This window comes from Orbus hercynius (assembly GCF_003634275.1).
In the GTDB taxonomy this organism is placed as follows: domain Bacteria; phylum Pseudomonadota; class Gammaproteobacteria; order Enterobacterales; family Orbaceae; genus Orbus; species Orbus hercynius.
This window is the reverse complement of the sequence record NZ_RBWY01000001.1, coordinates 19319-42143: the sequence shown is the minus strand read 5'-3', so window position 1 is coordinate 42143 and position 22825 is coordinate 19319. Positions and strand designations below refer to the sequence as shown.

Annotated in this window: 20 protein-coding genes and 5 tRNA genes; 10 read left to right on the top strand and 15 right to left on the bottom strand. The window is 37.9% G+C overall.

Features of this window, described 5'->3' with window-relative positions:
• The 10 genes from DES39_RS00225 (at position 1) to gorA (ending at position 10155) form a co-directional block, all read left to right on the top strand.
• Positions 1–1161: a GspE/PulE family protein gene (locus tag DES39_RS00225; protein ID WP_121143769.1), complete on the top strand. Its 1161-nt coding sequence runs from the start codon at positions 1–3 to the stop codon at positions 1159–1161.
• A complete protein-coding gene (locus DES39_RS00220; protein WP_121143768.1) occupies positions 1154–2347 on the top strand; it encodes a type II secretion system F family protein in 1194 nt (397 codons plus the stop codon). Before DES39_RS00225 ends, DES39_RS00220 begins: the two co-directional genes overlap by 8 nt.
• Positions 2347–3132, top strand: a complete 786-nt coding sequence (locus DES39_RS00215; RefSeq protein ID WP_121143767.1) for a prepilin peptidase — start codon at positions 2347–2349, stop codon at positions 3130–3132. Before DES39_RS00220 ends, DES39_RS00215 begins: the two co-directional genes overlap by 1 nt.
• A gap of 81 nt (positions 3133–3213) precedes the next feature.
• A complete protein-coding gene (gene coaE / locus DES39_RS00210) occupies positions 3214–3819 on the top strand; it encodes a dephospho-CoA kinase (protein WP_121143766.1) in 606 nt (201 codons plus the stop codon).
• 14 nt (positions 3820–3833) lie between these two features.
• Positions 3834–4583, top strand: a complete 750-nt coding sequence (zapD, locus tag DES39_RS00205) for a cell division protein ZapD (RefSeq protein WP_121143765.1) — start codon at positions 3834–3836, stop codon at positions 4581–4583.
• 49 nt (positions 4584–4632) lie between these two features.
• Positions 4633–4845, top strand: coding sequence for a DNA gyrase inhibitor YacG (gene yacG / locus DES39_RS00200; RefSeq protein WP_121143764.1), 213 nt, complete (start codon positions 4633–4635; stop codon positions 4843–4845).
• A 2-nt stretch (positions 4846–4847) separates the two neighbouring features.
• The gene (gene tsaD, locus DES39_RS00195; protein ID WP_121143763.1) at positions 4848–5879 is read left to right on the top strand and encodes a tRNA (adenosine(37)-N6)-threonylcarbamoyltransferase complex transferase subunit TsaD; all 1032 of its coding nucleotides are present in this window, start codon (positions 4848–4850) and stop codon (positions 5877–5879) included.
• Positions 5880–5896: 17 nt separating this feature from the next.
• Complete coding sequence (gene ycaO, locus DES39_RS00190) at positions 5897–7660, top strand: 30S ribosomal protein S12 methylthiotransferase accessory factor YcaO (protein ID WP_211324567.1); 1764 nt, start codon at positions 5897–5899, stop codon at positions 7658–7660.
• Positions 7661–7833: 173 nt separating this feature from the next.
• The gene (locus DES39_RS00185) at positions 7834–8679 is read left to right on the top strand and encodes a 23S rRNA (adenine(2030)-N(6))-methyltransferase RlmJ (protein WP_121144737.1); all 846 of its coding nucleotides are present in this window, start codon (positions 7834–7836) and stop codon (positions 8677–8679) included.
• A 120-nt stretch (positions 8680–8799) separates the two neighbouring features.
• Positions 8800–10155: a glutathione-disulfide reductase gene (gene gorA / locus DES39_RS00180; protein WP_121143761.1), complete on the top strand. Its 1356-nt coding sequence runs from the start codon at positions 8800–8802 to the stop codon at positions 10153–10155.
• Positions 10156–10224: 69 nt separating this feature from the next.
• On the opposite strand, the gene DES39_RS00175 is transcribed toward gorA, so the two are convergent.
• The 15 genes from DES39_RS00175 to panS all read right to left on the bottom strand — a co-directional run bounded on the left by DES39_RS00175 (position 10225) and on the right by panS (position 22744).
• A complete protein-coding gene (locus DES39_RS00175; RefSeq protein WP_121143760.1) occupies positions 10225–12375 on the bottom strand; it encodes a polysaccharide biosynthesis tyrosine autokinase in 2151 nt (716 codons plus the stop codon).
• 23 nt (positions 12376–12398) lie between these two features.
• A complete protein-coding gene (locus DES39_RS00170) occupies positions 12399–12830 on the bottom strand; it encodes an arsenate reductase/protein-tyrosine-phosphatase family protein (RefSeq protein ID WP_121143759.1) in 432 nt (143 codons plus the stop codon).
• A 20-nt stretch (positions 12831–12850) separates the two neighbouring features.
• Positions 12851–14014, bottom strand: a complete 1164-nt coding sequence (locus DES39_RS00165; RefSeq protein WP_121143758.1) for a polysaccharide export protein — start codon at positions 14012–14014, stop codon at positions 12851–12853.
• 112 nt (positions 14015–14126) lie between these two features.
• Positions 14127–14203: transfer RNA gene (locus DES39_RS00160), tRNA-Arg, on the bottom strand.
• Positions 14204–14219: 16 nt separating this feature from the next.
• Positions 14220–14296 (bottom strand) — tRNA-Arg (locus DES39_RS00155).
• 16 nt (positions 14297–14312) lie between these two features.
• A tRNA-Arg gene (locus DES39_RS00150) sits at positions 14313–14389 on the bottom strand.
• A gap of 14 nt (positions 14390–14403) precedes the next feature.
• A tRNA-Ser gene (locus DES39_RS00145) sits at positions 14404–14496 on the bottom strand.
• Between the two features lie 117 nt (positions 14497–14613).
• Positions 14614–14823 (bottom strand): carbon storage regulator CsrA, encoded by a 210-nt coding sequence (gene csrA, locus DES39_RS00140; protein WP_121143757.1) that lies wholly within the window; start codon positions 14821–14823, stop codon positions 14614–14616.
• A 27-nt stretch (positions 14824–14850) separates the two neighbouring features.
• Positions 14851–17484 carry an alanine--tRNA ligase gene (alaS, locus tag DES39_RS00135; protein WP_121143756.1) on the bottom strand — a complete coding sequence of 878 codons (2634 nt, stop codon included), beginning with the start codon at positions 17482–17484 and terminating at the stop codon, positions 14851–14853.
• A 140-nt stretch (positions 17485–17624) separates the two neighbouring features.
• Entirely contained in the window at positions 17625–18134 is a 510-nt protein-coding gene (locus DES39_RS00130) for a regulatory protein RecX (protein ID WP_121143755.1), read from the bottom strand.
• Complete coding sequence (gene recA / locus DES39_RS00125) at positions 18103–19143, bottom strand: recombinase RecA (protein WP_121143754.1); 1041 nt, start codon at positions 19141–19143, stop codon at positions 18103–18105. Before recA ends, DES39_RS00130 begins: the two co-directional genes overlap by 32 nt.
• A gap of 264 nt (positions 19144–19407) precedes the next feature.
• Positions 19408–19483, bottom strand: a tRNA-Asn gene (locus DES39_RS00120).
• Positions 19484–19537: 54 nt separating this feature from the next.
• Positions 19538–20167 carry an MBL fold metallo-hydrolase gene (locus DES39_RS00115; protein ID WP_121143753.1) on the bottom strand — a complete coding sequence of 210 codons (630 nt, stop codon included), beginning with the start codon at positions 20165–20167 and terminating at the stop codon, positions 19538–19540.
• Complete coding sequence (gene mdtD, locus DES39_RS00110; RefSeq protein ID WP_211324566.1) at positions 20167–21600, bottom strand: multidrug transporter subunit MdtD; 1434 nt, start codon at positions 21598–21600, stop codon at positions 20167–20169. The genes DES39_RS00115 and mdtD overlap by 1 nt, the downstream gene beginning before the upstream one ends.
• 175 nt (positions 21601–21775) lie before the next feature.
• Entirely contained in the window at positions 21776–22744 is a 969-nt protein-coding gene (gene panS, locus DES39_RS00105) for a ketopantoate/pantoate/pantothenate transporter PanS (RefSeq protein WP_121143752.1), read from the bottom strand.
• Between the last annotated feature and the right edge of the window lie 81 nt (positions 22745–22825).

The following is a 22825-nucleotide window of genomic DNA, read 5'->3' as shown; positions in this document are numbered from 1 at the left end:
ATGTTAACACTCACTAGCAAATACAATGAAAATGAGGTTGTTGATCTTGTTGAACAGCTTTTACATTACGGCTTAAAGCAACGCGCGTCAGATATTCATTTTGAACCTTACCAAAATGAATATCGAATTAGAATGCGTATCGATGGTGTATTACAAACCATTCGCAACTTACCCGTTTTGCTTGCCAAGTCGATAACGGTCAGGTTGAAGATTATGGCAAAACTCAATATCGCAGAGCAGCGCTTACCACAAGATGGTCAATTCACTATCATGGATAAAACGATGCGCTTATCTTGTATTCCAGTCTTGTACGGCGAAAAAATTGTATTACGTGTGATGGATAATCATCAGTTTATATTATCGATTCAACAACTAGGATTATCGTCACAAGAATTAAACGATTATCAAACAGCACTCCGCCATCCCCAAGGCTTGATTTTAGTCACCGGGCCAACAGGAAGCGGTAAGACAATTACACTTTATAGTGGCTTAAAAGAAATTAATCATGACACACACAACATTTGTAGTGTAGAAGATCCTATTGAAATGCCTATTGATGGCATGAATCAAACCCAAATTAATACCAAGGTCGGTCTTAATTTCACCCATACTTTACGCTCTTTTTTAAGACAAGATCCTGATATCATTATGATTGGTGAGATTAGAGATCACGAAACAGCTGAAATTGCAGTCCAAGCGGCTCAAACTGGTCATTTAGTTTTATCAACATTACATACTAATTCTAGTGCAGAGGCAATGATTCGACTCAATCAAATGGGCATAAAAAATTATGCTATTGCCTCTAGTTTAAAACTTATCATTGCACAGCGATTAGTCAGAAAACTCTGTCAGCACTGTAAAAGACAATCAGACACTCCATTTGTTATTGATAAACAAAATTATATTCATTTTGTTGCTCAAAGCTGCCCACAGTGCATCGGCGGTTATCATGGCCGCACTGGAGTCTATGAATTTTTACCTATCAAACCGCAGATTCAAGCTTTACTACTTTCTGAGCACAATATCTCATTACAAATTTTGCGGCAAGCAATGCAAACAAGTGGAGTAAAAACATTGTCTTGGTCAGGATTAGATTTAATCAAACAAGGCGTGACGTCATTAGCTGAGATTCAACGCGTATTGGGAGGATTATATGATTAATCGCCTTGGAATCAAAAAACTGTACACTTGGTGTGATCAAATTGGTAATAAACACGTGTTAGCTGCAACATCATTAAGCGACGCAAAACTGATATTATTACGACAAGAAAAACCCTTTTTTAAATTAACTCATCACGGATACTTAACCCGCTACAGCTTCAAAAAAAACGAACTTGCTATTATCACCCAGCAGTTATCAACAATGCTCAGCGCAGGTCTACCGATTATAGAAAGTTTAACACTATTAGCCGAGCAACATCATCTAGCACAATGGCAATGGCTACTCAATGAGCTTAAACACCATATCATGATAGGCGAGCAAATATCTCAAACACTTAGTTACTATCCAGAGATATTTTCAGCGCTTTATCAACAAATCATCGCGACAGGTGAACTGACTGGGCAGCTAGAACAGTGTTTTGAAGTGCTGGCAATACAACTTGATAATAGCTTAGAACGACATAATAAAGTCAAAAAAGCAATGCGTTATCCGTTATTTTTATTCAGCGTATCATTGATTATCAGCATGGTTATGTTGATGATGGTATTACCAAAGTTTACTGAAATTTACCAAAGTTTTGATGCACAATTACCTGCATTTACTCAGCTGATGATGGACGTATCAAATCTCATCCAAAACCACTTTATCTCAATTGTCTTATTGGGTATCATCGCTTTAATGTTTTATTTTGGTTATATAGCCAAACACTACAAACCCTATATTGATCAGTTTTCCCTTAAACTCCCAATCTTTGGCCAAATCATTACCTGCGCGAATCTAGCGCAAATATTCCAAACATTATTTATGACTCAATGCTCTGGAATTGCGCTGCTTACAGGGCTTAGTGCCGCGCAAAAAACAGCGTTGAATGGGCAGTTTGAACGAAGCTTAAAACGTATCATTGAGATGATTGAACAAGGACAATCATTTAGCCAGGCACTCTGTCATCACAGCATTTTTCCTAGTTTCTGTGTCCAACTCATCCGGATTGGAGAAGAATCTGGTACATTAGAAATCATGCTATCTCGTTTGGCAGAAAATTATCAGCAAAAAAGTTTTGAATTAACGGATAATTTGTCGAAAAAAATTGAACCGATAATGATGTCGTTAATGGCAATTATTATTGGCAGTTTAGTGATTGCTATGTATTTACCCGTTTTTCAACTCGGTAGCGTGATTCACTAATGTCACTATTAATACTATGTTTAATCGGTTTATTCGGTCTTTGTCTGGGCAGCTTTACTCACCTTGCAGTTAGCCGTTTTTCTCCCGATAAAACGTTCGGTAGTTATCTTTATCATATTACATTTAGCCATTCAAAGTGTCCTGTTTGTGACCATCATTTATCGACGTTATCACTCATTCCTATTTTTTCATGGTTAATACAACGCGGGTATTGCCGTTACTGTCAATGCAAAATTGCCAGCCACTATCTGATAGCTGAAATTATCGTATCAGGATACAGTTTACTCATTACATCGCTTTATGGTGTAACACTATATTCAATTATGTTTATACTACTTGGTATCTATTTTACGATTATGGCAATTATTGATTACCAATATTTATTACTGCCAGATTGTTTTACTTATCCCTTACTCATATTCGGTGTAATTTTTAGTTATTGGCAATTAAACTTTATGACTTATTATGAAGCACTTTTAAGCATGATACTGGGATATTGTTTATTATGGCTACCTGCTAAACTATATTATTATTTGAGGAAAAAAGAAGGTTTAGGCTATGGGGATATTAAGCTTTTATCCGCATTAGGCACATGGATACCCTATTGTCAGATGCCAACACTACTGATGTATGCATCGATTATAGGAATCGGTTATATTGCCATCTTATCGATAACAAAAAAAACACCGGTAGATAGCTTATTAATTCCATTTGGCCCGTGTTTATTACTGTCAGCTTATGCAATATTATGGTTAAATTACTTTGGGCACACCTTTGACTTATAAATAAGCTCGGTTGCATAGAACTTGAACTTGCTCACGAGTGTGATAAGCTTAACTATCATTACTTTTAATGTATTAGTGTCTATGCCTTATATAGTTGCTTTAAGCGGCGGAATTGCAAGTGGGAAAACCACCGTTACACAGTTATTTGCACAATTTGGCGTGCCAATCATCGATGCTGACCTTATAGCCCGACAAGTCGTTGAAAAAGGCACTCCGACACTCGCCTTAATTGTGCAGCGATTTGGTGCTGACATATTACTACCAACAGGGGACTTAGATCGCGCTAAACTGCGGCATATTATTTTTAATAACAGGCAACAGCGTATCTGGTTGAACCAATGCTTACATCCTATTATACAAATTGAAACAGAAAAACAATTCCGACAAAGCTATGCTCATTATGTAATTTGGGTGGTGCCACTATTAATTGAAAATAATCTGCATAAACGAGCTGATCGTATATTAATCATTGATACCCCTGCAAAAGCACAAATTGAAAGGTTAAAAAAACGTGATAATATTAATGAAAATTTAGCAAAAAACATGTTATCATCCCAATTAAGTAATGCAGAAAGAATCAGATATGCCGATGATATTATTATAAATAATAATCAAAAATCATCGTTATTTTCGCAAGTGAAGCAATTACATAATAAATATTTACAACTCTCTCAAAATTCTAATTAAAAAGTTGATCGAATATGGATAAGCATAAAGTGATTTTTGAACATCCACTTAATGAAAAAATGCGAACTTGGTTACGTATTGAATTTCTCATTAAACAACTTGAATATAATAAAACGGTTAATGCATCAAATGCTCTGCTATTTTTTCATTCGCTTTCTGAATTACTTGAAATTGTTGAACGTAATGATGTTCGTGGCGATCTCAATAAAGATATTGAGGAACAAAAACAAAAACTATCAACTTGGCTTAATGTGCCAGGTGTAGATACCCACTTACTCAACGAATTATTAGATAAACTCAATGCCATTTTGGCTCAATTAAGTACACAGCCTAAAATGGGACAAAGTTTAAAAGAAGATCGCTTTGTCTCGTCAGTACGTAAGCGTTTAACAATTCCAGGCGGCTGCTGTAGTTTTGATTTACCTTCATTCCATTTATGGTTACAACAACCGCAAGACTACCGAGATACGCAAATTACCGCTTGGCGCAATAGCTTTTTAACTTTATACCAAGCGATCTCGATTTATATGCAGCTTACACGTCAAACGGGCGTTTTTAAATCACTGGCATGTTCAAATAACTTTTACCAAAATACCAATGAAGTTACAAGTTTGTTAAGAATCCGAGTGCGCCTTTCTCAAGGTGTTTATCCTCAAGTATCAGGTAACGCAACGCGATATGCGATTCGTTTTGTCAATTTTGAATCATCAATTATGAGTAAAATAGACGCAAGCTGTGTTGAATTTGAATTAGCGAGCTGTTAAGGTACTGCAGTTTAAGCCCTATAAGATATTAAATTGATATATACACTACATGAAAAAAGAAACCCTAATTGTGCTCTGCCCGACTTGTCAAAAGTCAATTGAATGGGATGAAAAAAATCCCTATCGTCCTTTTTGTAGTAAGCGCTGTCAACTCATTGATCTCGGTGAGTGGGCTAATGAAACGCATCGTATCCCCCTTGATGAAACTAGTGAACAAGATTTATGGGGTGATGATGCCCCCCTAAGCGATAAAGATAATTAAGTATGAAAATTCTTGGTATTGAAACATCCTGTGACGAAACAGGTATTGCTATTTATGATGATAAAGCGGGTTTGCTTGCCAACCAGCTCTATTCACAAATCGATTTACATGCTGATTATGGTGGCGTTGTCCCTGAGCTTGCCTCGCGCGATCATATTCGCAAAACCATTCCGTTGATTCAAGCCGCGTTAAAAGAAGCTAATTTGACCAGTGGCGACATTGATGGTATTGCGTATACCGCGGGCCCAGGCCTAGTTGGTGCTTTGCTAGTTGGCGCATCAATTGGCCGTTCACTCGCTTACGCTTGGAATGTGCCGGCCATTGCCGTGCACCATATGGAAGGCCACCTTTTAGCGCCTATGCTAGAAGACAATCCGCCACAATTTCCCTTTATCGCGTTACTGGTCTCCGGTGGCCATTCTCAGCTCATTAAAGTGACAGCAATGGGTCAATATCAACTGCTTGGTGAATCAATTGACGATGCAGCAGGTGAAGCCTTTGATAAGACGGCCAAATTACTCGATCTAGATTATCCTGGTGGTGCAAAGCTATCTAAACTTGCTCAGCTTGGTGATAGCCATCGCTTTCATTTCCCAAGACCAATGACAGATAGGCCCGGACTCGATTTTAGTTTTTCTGGCTTAAAAACATTTGCCGCCAATACTGTTCATCAAAATCAGCCGCTAGATGAACAGACTAAAGCAGACATTGCTAGAGCATTTGAAGATGCAGTTGTCGATACCTTGGTTATCAAGGCAAAGCGCGCACTTGAACAAACTGGTTATAATAGACTAGTGATTGCAGGTGGCGTTAGCGCTAACCAAACATTACGCCAAAAGCTTGCTGAGTTAATGCAAAAAAGACATGGTCACGTCTATTATCCTAGAGTCGAATTTTGTACGGATAATGGTGCCATGATTGCTTATGCCGGTATGGTGCATTTTAAAAATCACCTCACCACCGATCTTTCGATTACCGTCAAACCGCGTTGGCCACTAAGTGAACTCTCCACTGATAATAACCCGATTATTTAGCACAAATGAGACATAATATGAAAACCTATATTCCAGGTAAAGATGCCGCCCTCGAAGACTCAATTAACCATTTTCACATGTTATTAACACAATACGATTTAGAAGCGAAAGAAGCGTCTTGGCTTAATCCCGTGCCCAACGTCTGGTCTGTTCATATTCAAAATAAAGCTTGCCCAATGTGCTTCACCAATGGCAAGGGTGCTAGCAAAAAAGCCGCATTAGCCTCAGCACTTGGTGAATATTTTGAACGTTTATCAACTAATTACTTTTTTTCTGATTTTTACTTAGGTAAACAGGCGGCTAACGCAGAATTTGTTCATTATCCGAATGAGAAATGGTTCCCCATTATAGATAACAACATTCTGCCAAAAGGGATTTTGACAAGTAAGCTACTCGAATTTTATAACCCAAATGAAGAGCTTTGCGCGAGGGATTTAATTGATCTTCAATCAAGTAATGCTGAACGTGGTATTTGCTGCTTACCGTTTGAGCAACAATCAGATAAACAAACTGTTTATGTCCCCGTTAATTTAATTGCTAATCTTTATGCGTCAAATGGTATGTCTGCTGGTAATAGTCAGAATGAAGCAAGAGTGCAAGGATTATCGGAAGTATTTGAACGTTACGTTAAAAATCGTATTATTAGTGAAGCAATTAGCCTACCCGCCATACCTGACTCAATTTTACAGCGATATCCAAACACGCTAGAATCAATTAATATGCTTGAGCAAGAAGGCTTTCCTTTACTTTGTTACGACGCCTCACTAGGCGGAAAATATCCGGTCATTTGTGTCGTTTTATTTAATCCAACAAATGGCACTTGCTATGCCTCATTCGGTGCTCACCCTAATTTTGGAGTTGCTCTTGAACGCACCGTTACCGAACTACTGCAAGGCAGAAGTTTAAAAGATTTAAATGTGTTCTCCCCACCCTCATTTGATAACGATGATGTCGCCGATCTCAGTAACTTAGAAACTCACTTTATAGATTCGAGTGGTTTAATCTCATGGGATCTGTTTAAACACACTGCCGATTATCCTTTTGTGGATTGGTCCTTTACCAATAGCCATAATGGCAGTAGCTCGACAGAGCAAGAGTTTAGCGATCTAATGGCAATTATCCATCAGCAAGATATCGAAGTACTGATTATGGATTATCATCACCTAGGGGTTTATGCCTGTCGCATTTTAGCCGTTGGTATGTCTGAAATTTATCCACCAGAAGATCTGATTATTGCCAATAATAATATGGCGATTAGCTGGCGAGAAACTCTCTTATCGTTACCAAGTAGTCAACTAAAACCCAAACAGTATCTTGAACTTATTGAGCAGCTCGACGATGATGGTTTAGATGATTTTGCGCGTGTGCGTGAACTACTCGGATTAGCAACTGGTAAAGATAATGCGTGGTTTTCATTGCGAGTGGGCGAATTAAAAGCCATGTTAGCCTTAGCAGGAAAAGATCTTGAACAGGCTAAACTCTGGATAGATTGGACAATTGAAATGAATAATTCTATCTTTAGCCCAGAACGTAATCATGCCTATCGATGCCTACAGACATTAATTGATTTTATACTGATGCGAGGTAAAGAACAATTTTCCGACTATCAAGTCGCGTTTAATAAAATGTATGGTGAAATGTGCGTTAACGAGATGTGGCAATATGCCAATGCACAAAAACGCTTTTTTGGGCTATTTGATGTCGATGATAATCTCACACAATTCACAGCGCACCAACAATTGCTTGCTGTCTATCATAAACTACATCTGGCAATGAATTAATTTCAACCGATGCCGACTCCATTCGGCATCATGCCATGTTATTGACTAATTTTGGCAGATTTCCTACCAATGCCACAATACAGTGCTAAAGTCCATCACGTTGAAATTAAAATCATCATCACTCGATGAATTCGTATATACTGACAGTAATGTTATTAGATTTAGAGATTAAAATGTTAAGTTATCGACACAGTTATCATGCCGGCAACCATGCCGATGTATTAAAACATATCGTGCTAACCCTATGTTTAGAGTCACTCAAAGAAAAAGATAAACCGTTTTTATATCTTGATACTCATTCTGGTGCAGGACGATATTTACTACAAAGCGAACATGCTGAAAAAACAGGGGAATATCTATCCGGTATTGCCAAATTATGGGAGCAACCCGAGATTATTGATCTTTTGCAGCCCTATTTTTCAGTTTTGAAATACTATAATCGCAATCCTGCACTAAAATATTACCCAGGTTCGCCACTAATTGCCAAACAGTTATTACGCCCACAAGATAAGCTTGTTTTAACTGAAATTCATTCGTCGGATTATCCGCTCTTGAGACAAGAGTTTAGTAAAGATCATCGTGCACAAGTCACTAAGCAAGACGGATTTTTACAATTAAAATCAAAACTTCCACCTGAGTCACGCCGTGGTCTGATTCTAATCGATCCATCTTATGAGATAAAAGATGATTATCAAAAAATTGCGCATGCATTATTAGAAGGTTATAAGCGTTTTTCTACAGGAATTTACTTAATATGGTATCCGGTTGTTAGCCGAAAGCAAACTCAACATATGATTGATGATATCATTAAAACCGGTATTAAACGTATTGTGCAGATAGAGCTTGCTATACGGCCAGACAATAACCAAAAAGGTATGACTGCATCAGGCATGATTGTGGTTAATCCACCTTGGAAACTAAAACAGCAAATGCACACGATTTTACCTTGGTTACAGGAAATACTCGATCCGCACCACATGGGGAAAATTACAGTTAATGAATTAGTGCCAGAATCATAACCAGATATCATTAATTTTTTTCAATAGGTTATAACGATAATAATATTGTCATATTATGACTTTTTTTAAATTTGGTTTTATGGCAAGCTGCAACAATATTATGATTAAGAGGTTTAGAAAATGACGATTGAACATTATGATTACATTGCAATTGGTGGCGGAAGTGGGGGAATTGCTTCAGTTAATAGAGCTGCATCTTACGGTAAAAAATGCGCCATAATTGAAGCAAAAGCTTTAGGTGGGACGTGCGTCAATGTTGGCTGTGTTCCCAAAAAAGTCATGTGGTATGGTGCACAAATTGCAGAGGCCATTAAGCACTATGGCCCAGATTATGGCTTTGATACCACCGTTAATCAATTTAGTTGGCCAAAATTAGTTGCAAGTAGAACAGCGTATATCGATAGAATTCATCAATCATATGATCGAGTATTAACTAATAATAAAGTTGATGTTATTCATGGTTATGCTAAATTCATTAATCAAAAAACACTTGAAGTAAATGGTAAACAATATAGTGCTGATCATATTCTAATTGCCGTTGGTGGTGAAGCCCTTATTCCCAATATTCCTGGTGCTGAGTATGGTATTACCTCTGATGGTTTTTTTGCACTCACCGAGCAACCTAAGCGTGTTGCCGTTGTTGGTGCAGGTTATATTGCCTGCGAGATTGCCAGTGTTCTTCATTCTTTAGGCAGCGAAGTTCATCAATTCATCCGTAAAGAGACGCCGTTACGCGCTTTTGATCCATTACTGATTGATACATTGATGGAGGTGATCAAACTTGAAGGGCAAACACTGCATCCAAATTCAATTCCAAAAACTGTAACAAAAAATAGTGATGGATCATTGTGTTTAACACTCGAAAATAGCGAACAATATCATGTTGATTGCCTGATTTGGGCAATTGGCCGTAAACCGGCTATCGACAAACTCAACTTATCCGTCACTGGTGTACATATCTGTTCATCAGGTTTTATTGCTGTTGATAAATACCAAAATACTAATATTGCTGGCATATACTCTGTCGGTGATGATACTGAAGCGGTTGCTTTAACGCCTGTTGCGGTTGCAGCGGGTCGCCGCTTATCAGAGCGATTATTCAATAATAAACCAGATGAACATTTAGACTTTACCAATATTCCTACGGTGATTTTTACCCATCCACCAATTGGGACTGTTGGCCTAACTGAACCTGAGGCAATCAAAGCCCATGGCGCAGCCGAAGTTAAAGTGTATCAATCTTCCTTTACCGCTATGTACACCGCAGTAACGCAGCACCGACAACCGTGCAAAATGAAATTAGTTTGTGTTGGTAAAGACGAAAAAATTGTTGGTATTCATGGCATTGGATATGGTATGGATGAAATTTTACAAGGTTTTGCCGTCGCATTAAAAATGGGGGCGACTAAAAAAGACTTTGATAATACGATAGCTATTCATCCAACCGCAGCCGAAGAATTTGTCACTATGCGCTGAGCATAAAAAAACCATCCCAATTACTGGGATGGTTAACTAAAAACAAATCAGTTAGCAAAAAATAACCCGCTACTTATAGCTATAACCATATTGATAGTAACTCCCTTTTTTACGCACAACACCATTGAAAATGACACCCTTGATATTAATATTATTTTGCTCAAAGCGTTGTCGGCCTAACTCAATTTCTTTAACTGTATTTTTACCATAACCAACAACTAACATGACCGTTCCTGCATACTGACTCACAATACAGGCATCAGTTACAGCAAGAACAGGCGGAGTATCAATTAAAACAATATCATACTCTTTACTTGCCCAATCTAACAAATCATTCAGTCTTGGATGCATCAGTAGTTCAGAGGGGTTAGGCGGAACCATGCCCCGCGCAATAAAATCCAAATTGTCATGCAGTGGTGTTGTACAAATTATAGAATCAATCTCTTGTTGACCAGATAAATACTCTGACAGGCCTTGTTTCATTTGAAGATTCATCATTTCATGTAAATAACCTTTGCGCATATCAGAATCAATAAGTAAGACTTTTTTACCTAAATCAGCAATCACAACAGCTAAATTGGTTGAAATAAAGGTTTTACCAATTTCAGGGCTGCACCCCGAGATGGATAAAATATTGTTCTTAGCCTCTAACATGGCAAAGTGAAGACTAGTTCGCAAACTACGTAATGCTTCAACCGAAAGATCATTTGGTGCCCCAATTGAGACTAATTGTTTTGCACGAACATTTTTTTGTTGCTTCGCACTCAGGCGCTGCTTTAAATTTTTGTTTTGTTGACGTTGCCAATCTGAAAGTGGCACACTAGCATAAACATTCAAGCCAATATCTTCAAGTTGTTGAACCGTTTCAATTGTTCTTCTCAACGCAATAAATAAAATGATTATCCCTGAGGAAAGAATTAAACCAAGTAAAAACGAAATACTAATAATCAGTATTTTTTTGGGTTTAATAGGTTTAATTTGCACTAGCGCCTGATCAATAATTCTAACATTGCCTACCGTACTCGCTTGAGAAATACTTAATTCTTGCTGCTTATTAAGCAGCTGCATATATACCTCATTATTCGCTTTCACATCACGAGTTAAGCGTAAAATTTCTTGCTGAGTTTGTGGCAGAAAAGTAATCTTACCACCTAGCCTATCACGCTCATCTAATAAGACTTGTCGTTTCTCTAACAATGACCGATATGCAGGATGTTCTTTGGTATACAGTTTTGATACTTCCGCTTCTTTGAAAGTCAATTCATTTAACTGTGCTTCTAATTGTACAGAAGTATCTAAAACCGATTTTGCTTCTAAAGATAGATCTACAGAATCATTTTGCTGACGAAATTTATTTAATTTATTTTCGGAATCTTCAAGCTCAGCTTTAATACGAGGTAACTGGCTTTTTAAAAATTCAAGGCTTTTTCCGGCTTCAGCCGAGCCTCTTTCAACATTTTGCGCTAAATAATTTTTAGTAATTTGGTCAAGAATATTTTGAACCAATAAAGGATCTTCCCCTTGCAAATTCAGCTGCAATATCCCGGTATCTTTACCTTTATCAGCAATTGATAAGTTATTTAATATACTGTTAATCACATCAATTTGAGAGCGTTTAGTTATCAAAAACACCGTTCCTTTGGCTGCATCAATTTGACTCACTAATATTGAAATGCCATTATTGGAACTGTATTCTCCAACAGTACCAGATAAAATCTCACTGCCGTCTTTAGTCAGGATATAATGATTGTCATCAACAATTTTCAATTCTAATGGCTGATCGTACCAGCGACGAGGCACGTCATAACGAGACAAAGCAATTTCATTATGATGTTGACCTGTTAAGCGAGCAAAGCCTCTACCAAAAATTGGAAAAAATGACTCATTAACTTCAACATCTAATGCTAAATCTTTCACCGTTTTACCAATAATCATGCGAGAACGAATTAACTCAATCTCTGCCGTGGACATTGGTTTTGTACCTGTAATCGCACTAGTAAAGTCATTTAATAATCCACTAGCCGATTTTTGTTCAACCTGAATCAAAGCATCTGCATTATAAACAGGTGTGGCGAAAAAGGCATACATCATCCCTAAAATAGTAGTGATGCAAGTAAATACGACGATAATTTTCCATTTATCCAATAGTGCATAAAATAAACCAACTAAATCAATCTCATCAGTTTCTTTAGCCACATTTTTTTTTTCTTTTATAACCATAAACTAACTGACCCTTATTATATCTACTTTAATTTATTCACCCATGCTTGGGCGGATTTATCTAATAGATCATACGTTCTTTCAAAAAAAGCCAGATCATGTCCATAAGGATCGGCAATATCGGCCTCATTAATCCAGTGGCCATAAAGCATAACTTTTCCTCTCACTTCCGGTGCGATGTTACAAACAGCATCAATATGACCTTTTTCCATCACTAAAATGAGGTCTTGCTCAAGACAGATTGATTTGGTTAACTGCCGAGCAATATGACCATCAAGCGATAAGCTACGCTCGGCAGCAACAAACACCGATTTTGAATAAGCGGGTTTACCAACTTCAGCAGCAATCCCTGCGGATGTAACGTGCTTATTTGGCAGTGCTTGTTGTAACAAGCGTTCGCCAATTGGCGAACGACAAATATTACCCACACAAACCACACAAATTGATTTAAACATACTCTCAATAATACTCTCTATTAATTAGGCCAATTACGAATCCAACGGACAGTTTCAGTCAAGCTATTGGCACTTTGTATAGTCGGTAAAATATGCATAATGGTACGATTCCACTTTTCAATTGGTGCGGTCGTCACATAAACCACATCATAAGGTTCTAATTGGAAATTGGTTGCAAGTACCATCGCAGTTGCATCTTTTAAATTGAGTTGATAAACATTGGCAATTTTACCTTCTCCATCTGCGACATCGCTATCTTTCACCGAGCGGATAACAAAAATACCCGACGCATCGCTGGTGCTTTGGTTTATTCCAGCCGCATTACCTAACGCTTCGGCTAATGTCATCCCTGATTTATCCATCACCAAAGTTGATTGTTTTTCAACTTCGCCCATTACAAAAACCTTTAAGGTATCATTTGTCGGCACATAAAAAATATCATCGCCAGATAGCAACCGATTTTGTGTCAAATCACCATATTGAATTAGCGATTGTAATGAAATTTGTTCTTTCTTTCCATTATGCGTTAAAACCGCGTTTTGCCAATCGGCTTTATCAGTTAATCCACCCGCATTATTAATCGCTTCTAATAACGTTAACGGTACGTTACTAATAGCTTGTTTACCAGATTTAGTAACCTCGCCCGTTACATACGTTTTTTGTGAATTAAATGCCGAAATACTGACATCAACTTGTGGGCTCTCGATATAAGTAGCTAATTTGTTAGAAAGTGTGTTACGGACTTCTTCTAATGTTTTACCTTCAACTTTAAGCTTACCAACATATGGATAATAAATAGTACCATCAGCATGTACCCAGTTACCCGCCTCACTTGCACTACGATAGGATCCAGCTGGAATTGTTAACTCAGGATGATCCCAGACGGTAACATTCAAAATATCACCAACACCAATATGGTATTGATAGCGTTTAATCTGAGCATCTAACTCTGGGTTGTTTTTGGCGACAACGGGCGGCTGATATAACTGACGAATTAGCATAGGCGTAACAGGATAGATATCAACTAATTTATTAATATCGAAATTATGATCATCTTGCTTAATTATATTTTTGTTATAAGTCGATATATCAGCACCCGTCAAAGTGCAACCACTTATAATAAAAATAAGGCTCAAAGACAACGTGATTTTATTAAATCGATTTCCCAACATATTATTTTTCATTATTTATCGTAACCATAAATTTTAATGTCAAAATTTGGCGCTATCATAACATTCATTGAATGCCTACGGAATAAAAAAATGATTGTATATAATTAATAGAAAGAATATGAATTGGTGCACCCGAAGGGATTCGAACCCCTGACCGCTCGGTTCGAAGCCGAGTGCTCTATCCAGCTGAGCTACGGATGCAGGTAGAAAAGGAAAATGGTGCATCCGAAGGGATTCGAACCCCTGACCGCCCGGTTCGTAGCCGGGTACTCTATCCAGCTGAGCTACGGATGCACTGAAAATATGAAAATGGTGCATCCGAAGGGATTCGAACCCCTGACCGCCCGGTTCGTAGCCGGGTACTCTATCCAGCTGAGCTACGGATGCACAAATATATAAAATGGCGGTGAGAGAGGGATTCGAACCCTCGATAGAGCTTTTGACCCTATACTCCCTTAGCAGGGGAGCGCCTTCAGCCTCTCGGCCATCTCACCGTTTTTATAAAACACAAGCCATAAATGCATAATGTGTGGCGCACATAATACGGTTTACAGAAAATAAGTCAAATATTTTTTTCATATATCCGTATCAATTGTGTATTTACTACTCAATTAGGGGGTTTGAGCTTCAGTCATAGGCTCATCACCTTCATCTGCAGCTTGCAGATGGATTTGATTATAAATCTCCTCACGGTGAATAGAGATATCTTTAGGTGCGTTAATTCCGATTCTGACTTGATTTCCCTTAACACCTAAAACAGTAATGACAATATCATCACCAATGATTAGCGTTTCACCTACTCTCCGAGTTAAAATTAACATTATACCCCCATTTTTATGTGAACTTGCTTATATTGCACTCAACTTTTGGGCTAGCGATTGTTTAACAGTTAATAAAGCGTCGGCTAATGCGGAAATGTTGGTTCCACCAGCTTGGGCAAAATCAGGACGCCCGCCACCTTTACCACCAACCATTTCAGCTAATTGAGAGACTAACACACCAGCTTTTAACTGATCAGTTAAATCTTGAGTGACACCAACAGCTAAACTAATCTTATCATCATTTATAGTCGCTAGAACGATTACTCCAGACTTTAACTGATTTTTTAAATCATCAATCATCGTTCTTAACACTTTAGCTTCAGCATTGTTAACTTTAGCAACTAAGATATTTCTACCGTTAATACGCTCTACTTGATTAATTAATTGTGCACTTTCATGTACAGCTTGCGCAGATTTTAACTGTTCAACAAGTTTCTCCAACTGCTTAGTTTGTTCAAGCACTTGAGATAAACGAGTAACGACACTAGCTTTATCAACTTTCAATAAGCTTGTCAGCTCAGCAAAACGCCTGTCATCACGATGAATTAAATCAACTGCCATCTGCCCGGTGGTTGCTTCAATACGCCGAACACCAGAAGCAATACTTGATTCAGAAATAATTTTGAATAATCCAATATCGCCAGTGCGCTCAACATGCGTCCCTCCGCATAATTCGATCGAGAAGTCCCCCATTGTCAATACACGTACAATATCATCATATTTCTCACCAAAAAGTGCCATTGCACCTTTATTCTTTGCCTGTTCAATTGGCATTAATTCAATTGAAACAGCTAAATTATGACGAATTTGTTGATTGACTAAATTCTCAATTTCTTCAATCTGTTCAGCACTAATTGACTGTAAATGAGAGAAATCGAAACGCAAATAATGTTCATTAACTAGTGAGCCTTTTTGCGCAACATGTTCACCTAAAATACGTTGTAATGCCGCTTGTAGTAAATGCGTTGCAGAGTGATTACGGCGAATACGCTCACGCAGCTCTGCATCTATCGCTGCAGTTATTCTATCACCAACACAAATTGAGCCTTTAGATAAGGTCCCAACATGACCAATACTTTGACCATATTTCTGACTATCTTTGACATCAAAAACACTAGTAGGATTACTGAGGAGTCCTTTATCACCGACTTGGCCACCTGACTCACCATAAAATGGCGTTCTGTCCAACACAATAACCGCTTCATCACCCGCTTGTATTATTGAAACTTGCTTGCCATCTTGGAAAATAGCAACAACAGTGGCAACGGTTTCTATCGTATCATAACCTAAAAACTCGGTTTTACTATCAAGTTTAATTGTGCTGCTATAATCAATTTTAAAACTATCTGACTCACGAGAACGTTTACGCTGTAACTCCATACACTGATTAAAGCCGGCTTCGTCTATCGTGATATTTTTTTCTCGACACACGTCAGCAGTTAAATCTAATGGGAAACCATAAGTATCATAAAGTTTAAAAGCGACTTCGCCAGATAATTGATTATTGCTCACTTGCGCTAATTCTTGATCAAGGAGTAATAGCCCCCGTTCAAGCGTTTTGAGAAACTGTTCTTCTTCAGCCTTTAAAGTTGCTTCAACTAATTTTTGACTCTGAGCTAAATGACTTGCGGCACTTGCCATTACTTGAATTAAAGAAGGCACAAGTTTATAAAAAAAGATCGATTTTGCACCAAGCATATTGCCATGCCTGACTGCCCGGCGAATGATGCGTCGTAATACATAACCACGACCTTCATTCGATGGTACAACGCCATCAGCAATCAAGAATGCACATGATCGAATATGATCAGCGATCACTCTTAATGATTTATTTTCAAGATCATTTACGCCGATAATTTGTGCAGCATCTTGAATCAATTTTTTGAATAGATCGATATCGTAATTGGAGTTAACGTGTTGCAATACTGCTGAGATTCGTTCTAATCCCATTCCGGTATCAACAGAGGGTTTTGGTAATGGATCCATTGTCCCGTCGGCTAAACGGTTAAATTGCATGAAGACAATATTCCAAATTTCGATAAAGCGATCACCATCTTCTTCCGGGCTACCTGGAGGTCCTCCCCAAATATGATCACCGTGATCATAAAAAATTTCACTACATGGCCCACATGGTCCGGTATCACCCATCTGCCAGAAATTATCTGATGCATAAGGCGCCCCCTTATTATCACCAATACGAATAATACGATCTTCAGGCACACCAATTTCATTGGCCCAAATAGCAAATGCTTCATCATCCGACGCATAAACCGTGACTAATAACTTTTCTTTTGGTAAATTAAGCCAACCTTCACCCGTCAGTAGTTCCCAAGCAAAATGAATCGCATCGCGCTTAAAGTAATCACCAAAACTAAAGTTGCCTAACATTTCAAAAAAGGTATGATGACGTGCCGTATAGCCTACATTATCAAGATCATTGTGTTTACCACCCGCACGCACGCAGCGCTGTGCTGTTGTGGCACGTGAATAAGATCGCTTATCTATCCCAAGAAAAACATCTTTAAATTGGTTCATCCCTGCATTAGTAAATAATAGCGTAGGATCATTATGTGGAACGAGTGAACTACTCTCGATAATTTCATGGCCTTTGCTATGAAAAAAATCAAGAAACATTTGACGAACTTCTGCAGTACTCTTCATGTCTACTTCCAATAAATAGTTATTAATACTTTATTTGATTAATATACTGTTATCGTTCAACGACTTCAAGGATAACTTCATGGTAAACGAGATAAAATATTTACAGCGGTTATGAAAGTGCGCAATTTAATGTTTAAAGATTACAAAGTGTCATAAATAAGGCGAATCTCTTCCTGTGCAAAGCCTTTATACGACAAATATTGAAAGATTTTGTTTTTTTGTTGCAAACTATGTTTATCCATTGCACGATATTTTTTACTGACTTGAGCAATCCCGATATCAATCCAATCAATGTCTTGTTGATTAATCAGCTTCCAAGCAATGATCTCCTCAATGCCCCGCTGTTTTAATTCCAATACAATACGATTTTTGCCATATCCTTTACGCGATCGCATCAACACATATTGTTCAATATATGCCAATTCATTGAGCCATTTTTGATTAATACAGTAATCAACAACCGCTTGAATTTTTGATGGTAAATCAATTATCTCATCAGGAGAATTAGCGTACTTCTTGTGGTAAAATTGAGATAATTTTCGCTTAATTTCAAGCGAGGTGTGATTACGCTGTGCAAGTAATTGCACAGCTTTATTTAATAAAATATTGTATAAAGAATTAGAGTCCATCATCACTAGCAGTAGTGTCATCTTCAGCGCTAAAACTTGCTGGATTACTCAGTAATAGTTCTCTTAATTTAGTTTCTAGTTCAGATGAAATTTCAGTATGTTCTTGTAAGAATTTAATCGAGTTTGCTTTACCTTGACCAATTTTCTCACCATTGTAGCTATACCATGCACCAGCTTTATCAACTAATTTATGTTTAACACCTAAATCAATCAATTCACCTTCTTTAGAAATACCGAAACCATATAAAATTTGGAACTCTGCTTGTCTAAATGGTGCCGCTACCTTGTTTTTTACTACTTTAACGCGGGTATCGCTACCGATGACATCTTCGCCTTCTTTCACCGCACCAATTCGACGAATATCAAGGCGGACAGAAGCATAGAATTTAAGTGCATTACCACCGGTTGTCGTTTCTGGGTTACCAAACATAACCCCTATTTTCATACGAATTTGGTTAATAAATACAACTAAGCAATTCGCATTTTTAATATTAGCCGTTAATTTTCTCAAGGCCTGTGACATCAGACGAGCTTGCAGCCCCATATGAGAATCACCCATTTCACCTTCAATTTCAGCGCGAGGGGTTAAGGCCGCAACGGAGTCAACAATCACAACATCGACTGCACCAGAACGAACAAGTGCATCGCAAATTTCCAAGGCCTGTTCGCCGGTATCGGGTTGCGACACTAATAAATCATCAACCTGAACACCAAGTTTTGCCGCATAAATAGGATCAAGCGCATGCTCTGCATCAATAAAAGCACATGTTTTGCCTTCTTTTTGCGCTTGAGCAATAACTGATAGCGTTAACGTCGTTTTCCCTGATGATTCAGGTCCAAAAATTTCGACAATTCTGCCCATTGGCAAACCGCCAATACCTAATGCAATATCGAGCCCTAATGAACCAGTAGAGATTGCATCAACATCCAAAGTTTGCGTATCCCCTAAACGCATAATAGACCCTTTACCAAATTGTTTTTCAATCTGACTTAAAGCAGCAGTTAAGGCACGTTGTTTATTCTCATTCATATAATCGGATTCCAATAATTTATTAGTAATATAATAGTTATTATACTGTATTATTATACAGTATCAAGCGATTTTTATATCATATAAGAAAAATAACGATAATATCACTCGTTTTATATTTTATCCGATAAATATCACATTAATAAAGAAAATCAGGTTTAGCTTGAAAAGCTTATGTAGGTTAAACGGCAATATATTCTTGTTAAGAATCAATTATTTTTGGATGGATATAAGCTATAGAACAATAGAAACAACTTTAGAAGTTGGCTCCTCCAACTGGACTCGAACCAGTGACATACGGATTAACAGTCCGCCGTTCTACCGACTGAACTATGGAGGAACCGAAATGTAGCGCGCATATTATAGATTTATTACGCAGCTGTCAATAACTAAATTAGCTTAAAAATGGATTATGTTGGCGTTCTTCGCCAAAGGTCGACATTTCACCGTGACCTGGCACAAACGCAATATCATCACCTAACGGCAATAATTTATGTTTAATTGATGATATGAGATCCTGATAGTTGCCTTTAGGGAAATCAGTACGGCCAATACTCTTTTTAAAGAGGACATCACCAACAAAAGCTAGCTTAGCCTCTTGATTAATAAAGACAATGTGGCCTGGTGTATGACCTGGGCAATGTAAAACGCCAAAACGCATATCACCGATTTTAATAACATCACCCTCGTTTAACCACACATCAGGCTCAAATGCTTCGTGAAATGGAAAACCAAATTGCACACATTGATGCGGTAAATTGTCTAACAAAAATCGATCTTCTTGCTGAGGGCCATAAATTGGCACTTGATAAATATTAGCGACCTCTTTTGCGGCTCCCACATGATCAAGATGACCGTGTGTTAACAAAACTTTTGTCACCTTAATACCTAGCTTCTCGACCGCTTTTTGTAATAATGCGGCTTCACCGCCGGGATCAATAATTGCAGCCTCTTTGGTTAACTCACACCAGACAATAGAACAATTTTGTTGAAATGGTGTCACTGGAATAATTTGATATTGCATTACGCTTTTCCTTTCGTTGTCGTTTGTCTTGCATTTTTGATCGTTAAGTTTTTACCATCTTCAGGATGTAATCGATGGAATATAAAACTCGATAAAAAAGTCACCATGCCAAGCACAATAAAACTCATTCTAAAAGCATGTGTTACATCCGCATTTGCAACTGAGATATCATAGCTAAATAGACGTACTAGCACCGCTCCGATAGCAATGCCAAAACTGATTGCTAATTGTTGATTAACCGCCATAAAGCTGTTACCACTGCTCGTTAAATTAGGGGGTAAATCAGCTAATGTGATACTGTTCATAGAGGTAAATTGTAATGAATTGGCTGCGCCTAAACAAAATAATAATAGACACACAAATATAATTGGCGTATTTGGTGATAACAATGATATTGCCATGATAATAAAGCTAACAATGACGGTATTGATCATTAATATTTTACGATAACCAAACCGTCTTAAAAGTGACTCGACTAGCGTTTTAGTTAAGAGAGAGCCTAGAGCCATTGGCATTAAAATTAAACCGGCATCAATGGCTGAGTATCCAAATGCGACCTGTAATAATAGTGGTACTAAAAATGGCGCTGCCGAAATTCCCAGCCGACTCATTAAGTTACCACTAATCCCAATCGCAAAAGTACGAATATGAAACAAACTCAGCGGGAAAATAGGATGAGCTGAAGTCTTGGCATGTAAAATGTATAAATTCAGCAACACAATGCCCATCACAAACAATCCTAATGAATAATAGAAATTAAATTCTGCATTCACAAATTCTAAGCCAAGGGTAATACTAATGACCGAGAAGGCAACAAAGAAAATACCAACGGCATCAAAATGCAATTCTTCGCCTTTCAGATTGGGTAATAATTTCCAACCCGCAATAATACCGATAACGCCAATAGGAATATTAATCAAAAAAATCCAATGCCAAGAAGCCATTTCAACTAAATATCCACCAACAACAGGGCCAATAACCGGGCCAATAAGACCCGGTATCGTTGACGCATTCAACGCAGCTAAAAATTCACTGCGTTTAAATGACTTAATCAAGGCGAGACGTGAAACAGGCACCATCATTGAACCGCCAATCCCCTGAATCACGCGCGCCGTATCGAGCATTACAAGTGACTGAGAAAGCGCACACATTAATGAACCCGCTGAAAATAAAAATACAGCGAAGACAAAAATATTTCGCGTACCAAATCGATCGGCTAAAAAACCACTTACTGGAATGAACAGTGCAACCGTTAATGCATAACTAATCACGGCAGATTGCATATTAAGTGGTGATTCATTCAAGTCTTGTGCCATGGCAGGCAGAGCGGTATTTAAAATAGAAGAGTCAAGAGACTGCATAAAAAATGCGATGGCAGCTATCCATGGCATCATTTTATACATCAAAGGCGATATGGCTTGATTATTGCTCATTATTTAGCATCAATATAATTCTGAAATTATCCTTATTATATTTTGTTTCTGCCTAAAATAAAGTAATTGATTTTTATCAATCCCAATTCGGCTAAACAAATAGCATAAATAGCCAAGAATAATCGACTATTTATGCGCGTTAAGTACATTATTAACGTCAGCGGTAAACCACTGATTATTTACTGCTTGGTAATTTTTTACTTTTTACTGGCTTACCCTGCCAGTAGCCAGCAAGTAATGAACCAGATACATTATGCCACACCGAGAATACAGCTGCGGGTAAGGCTGACAAACTCGAAAAATAAGTTGTGCCTAGTGTTGCCGCTAAAGCTGAATTTTGCATGCCCACTTCTAATGACATTGTTCGGCAAGTCGCTTCATCAAAGCCCAATAATCGACCGCCCCAATAACCACCAAGTAAACCAATACCATTATGTAATACTACCGCTAAAATCACCATAAAACCAACCTGAGTGATTTGATCGCGACTGCCGGCAACGACTATACTAATGATAATCAAAATACAGATCATTGACATGAGAGGTAGAAAACGCTCTAACTTGCGCACGATACCATACAAAAGATGATGCACAATAACTCCTGCCACAATTGGTATAAAGACAATTTTTACAATTGACATGAACATACTCCAAAATGGCACTTCGACACTCGTTCCGACTAAAGCCAATGTTAATAATGGCGTAACGACAACGCCAACAAGCGTTGAAACAGATGAGATTGTCACCGATAAAGCAACATCACCTTTCGCTAAATAGATCATCACATTTGACGCCGTGCCACTTGCGACGCTGCCAACTAGCACCATACCCACTAATAGCTCTGGGCGCATATTAAATAATTTGGCTAAAATTAAAGCCGTTAATGGCATCACAATATAATGCAGCAATGTACACACAATAACCGCTTTAGGTTTGACGATAACACGTTTAAAATCATCGACACTTAACGTGACACCCATCGTAAACATAACAAACATCAATAATTCAGATGTATAAGATTTAATCGGTAAAAATAGATTTGGCATCATATATGCCAATACAGCACATAAAATAGCCCAAATTGGAAACATCCGCGTTAACGAAACAATTGTTTTTATCAATATTTGGCTGGCACGATTAGCCATGATCACTCTCTCTTATCATCATAGTAAATTAAAAATTTTAGCATAGTATAGAAAATAGTATAAAAACACTCATCAAAAATG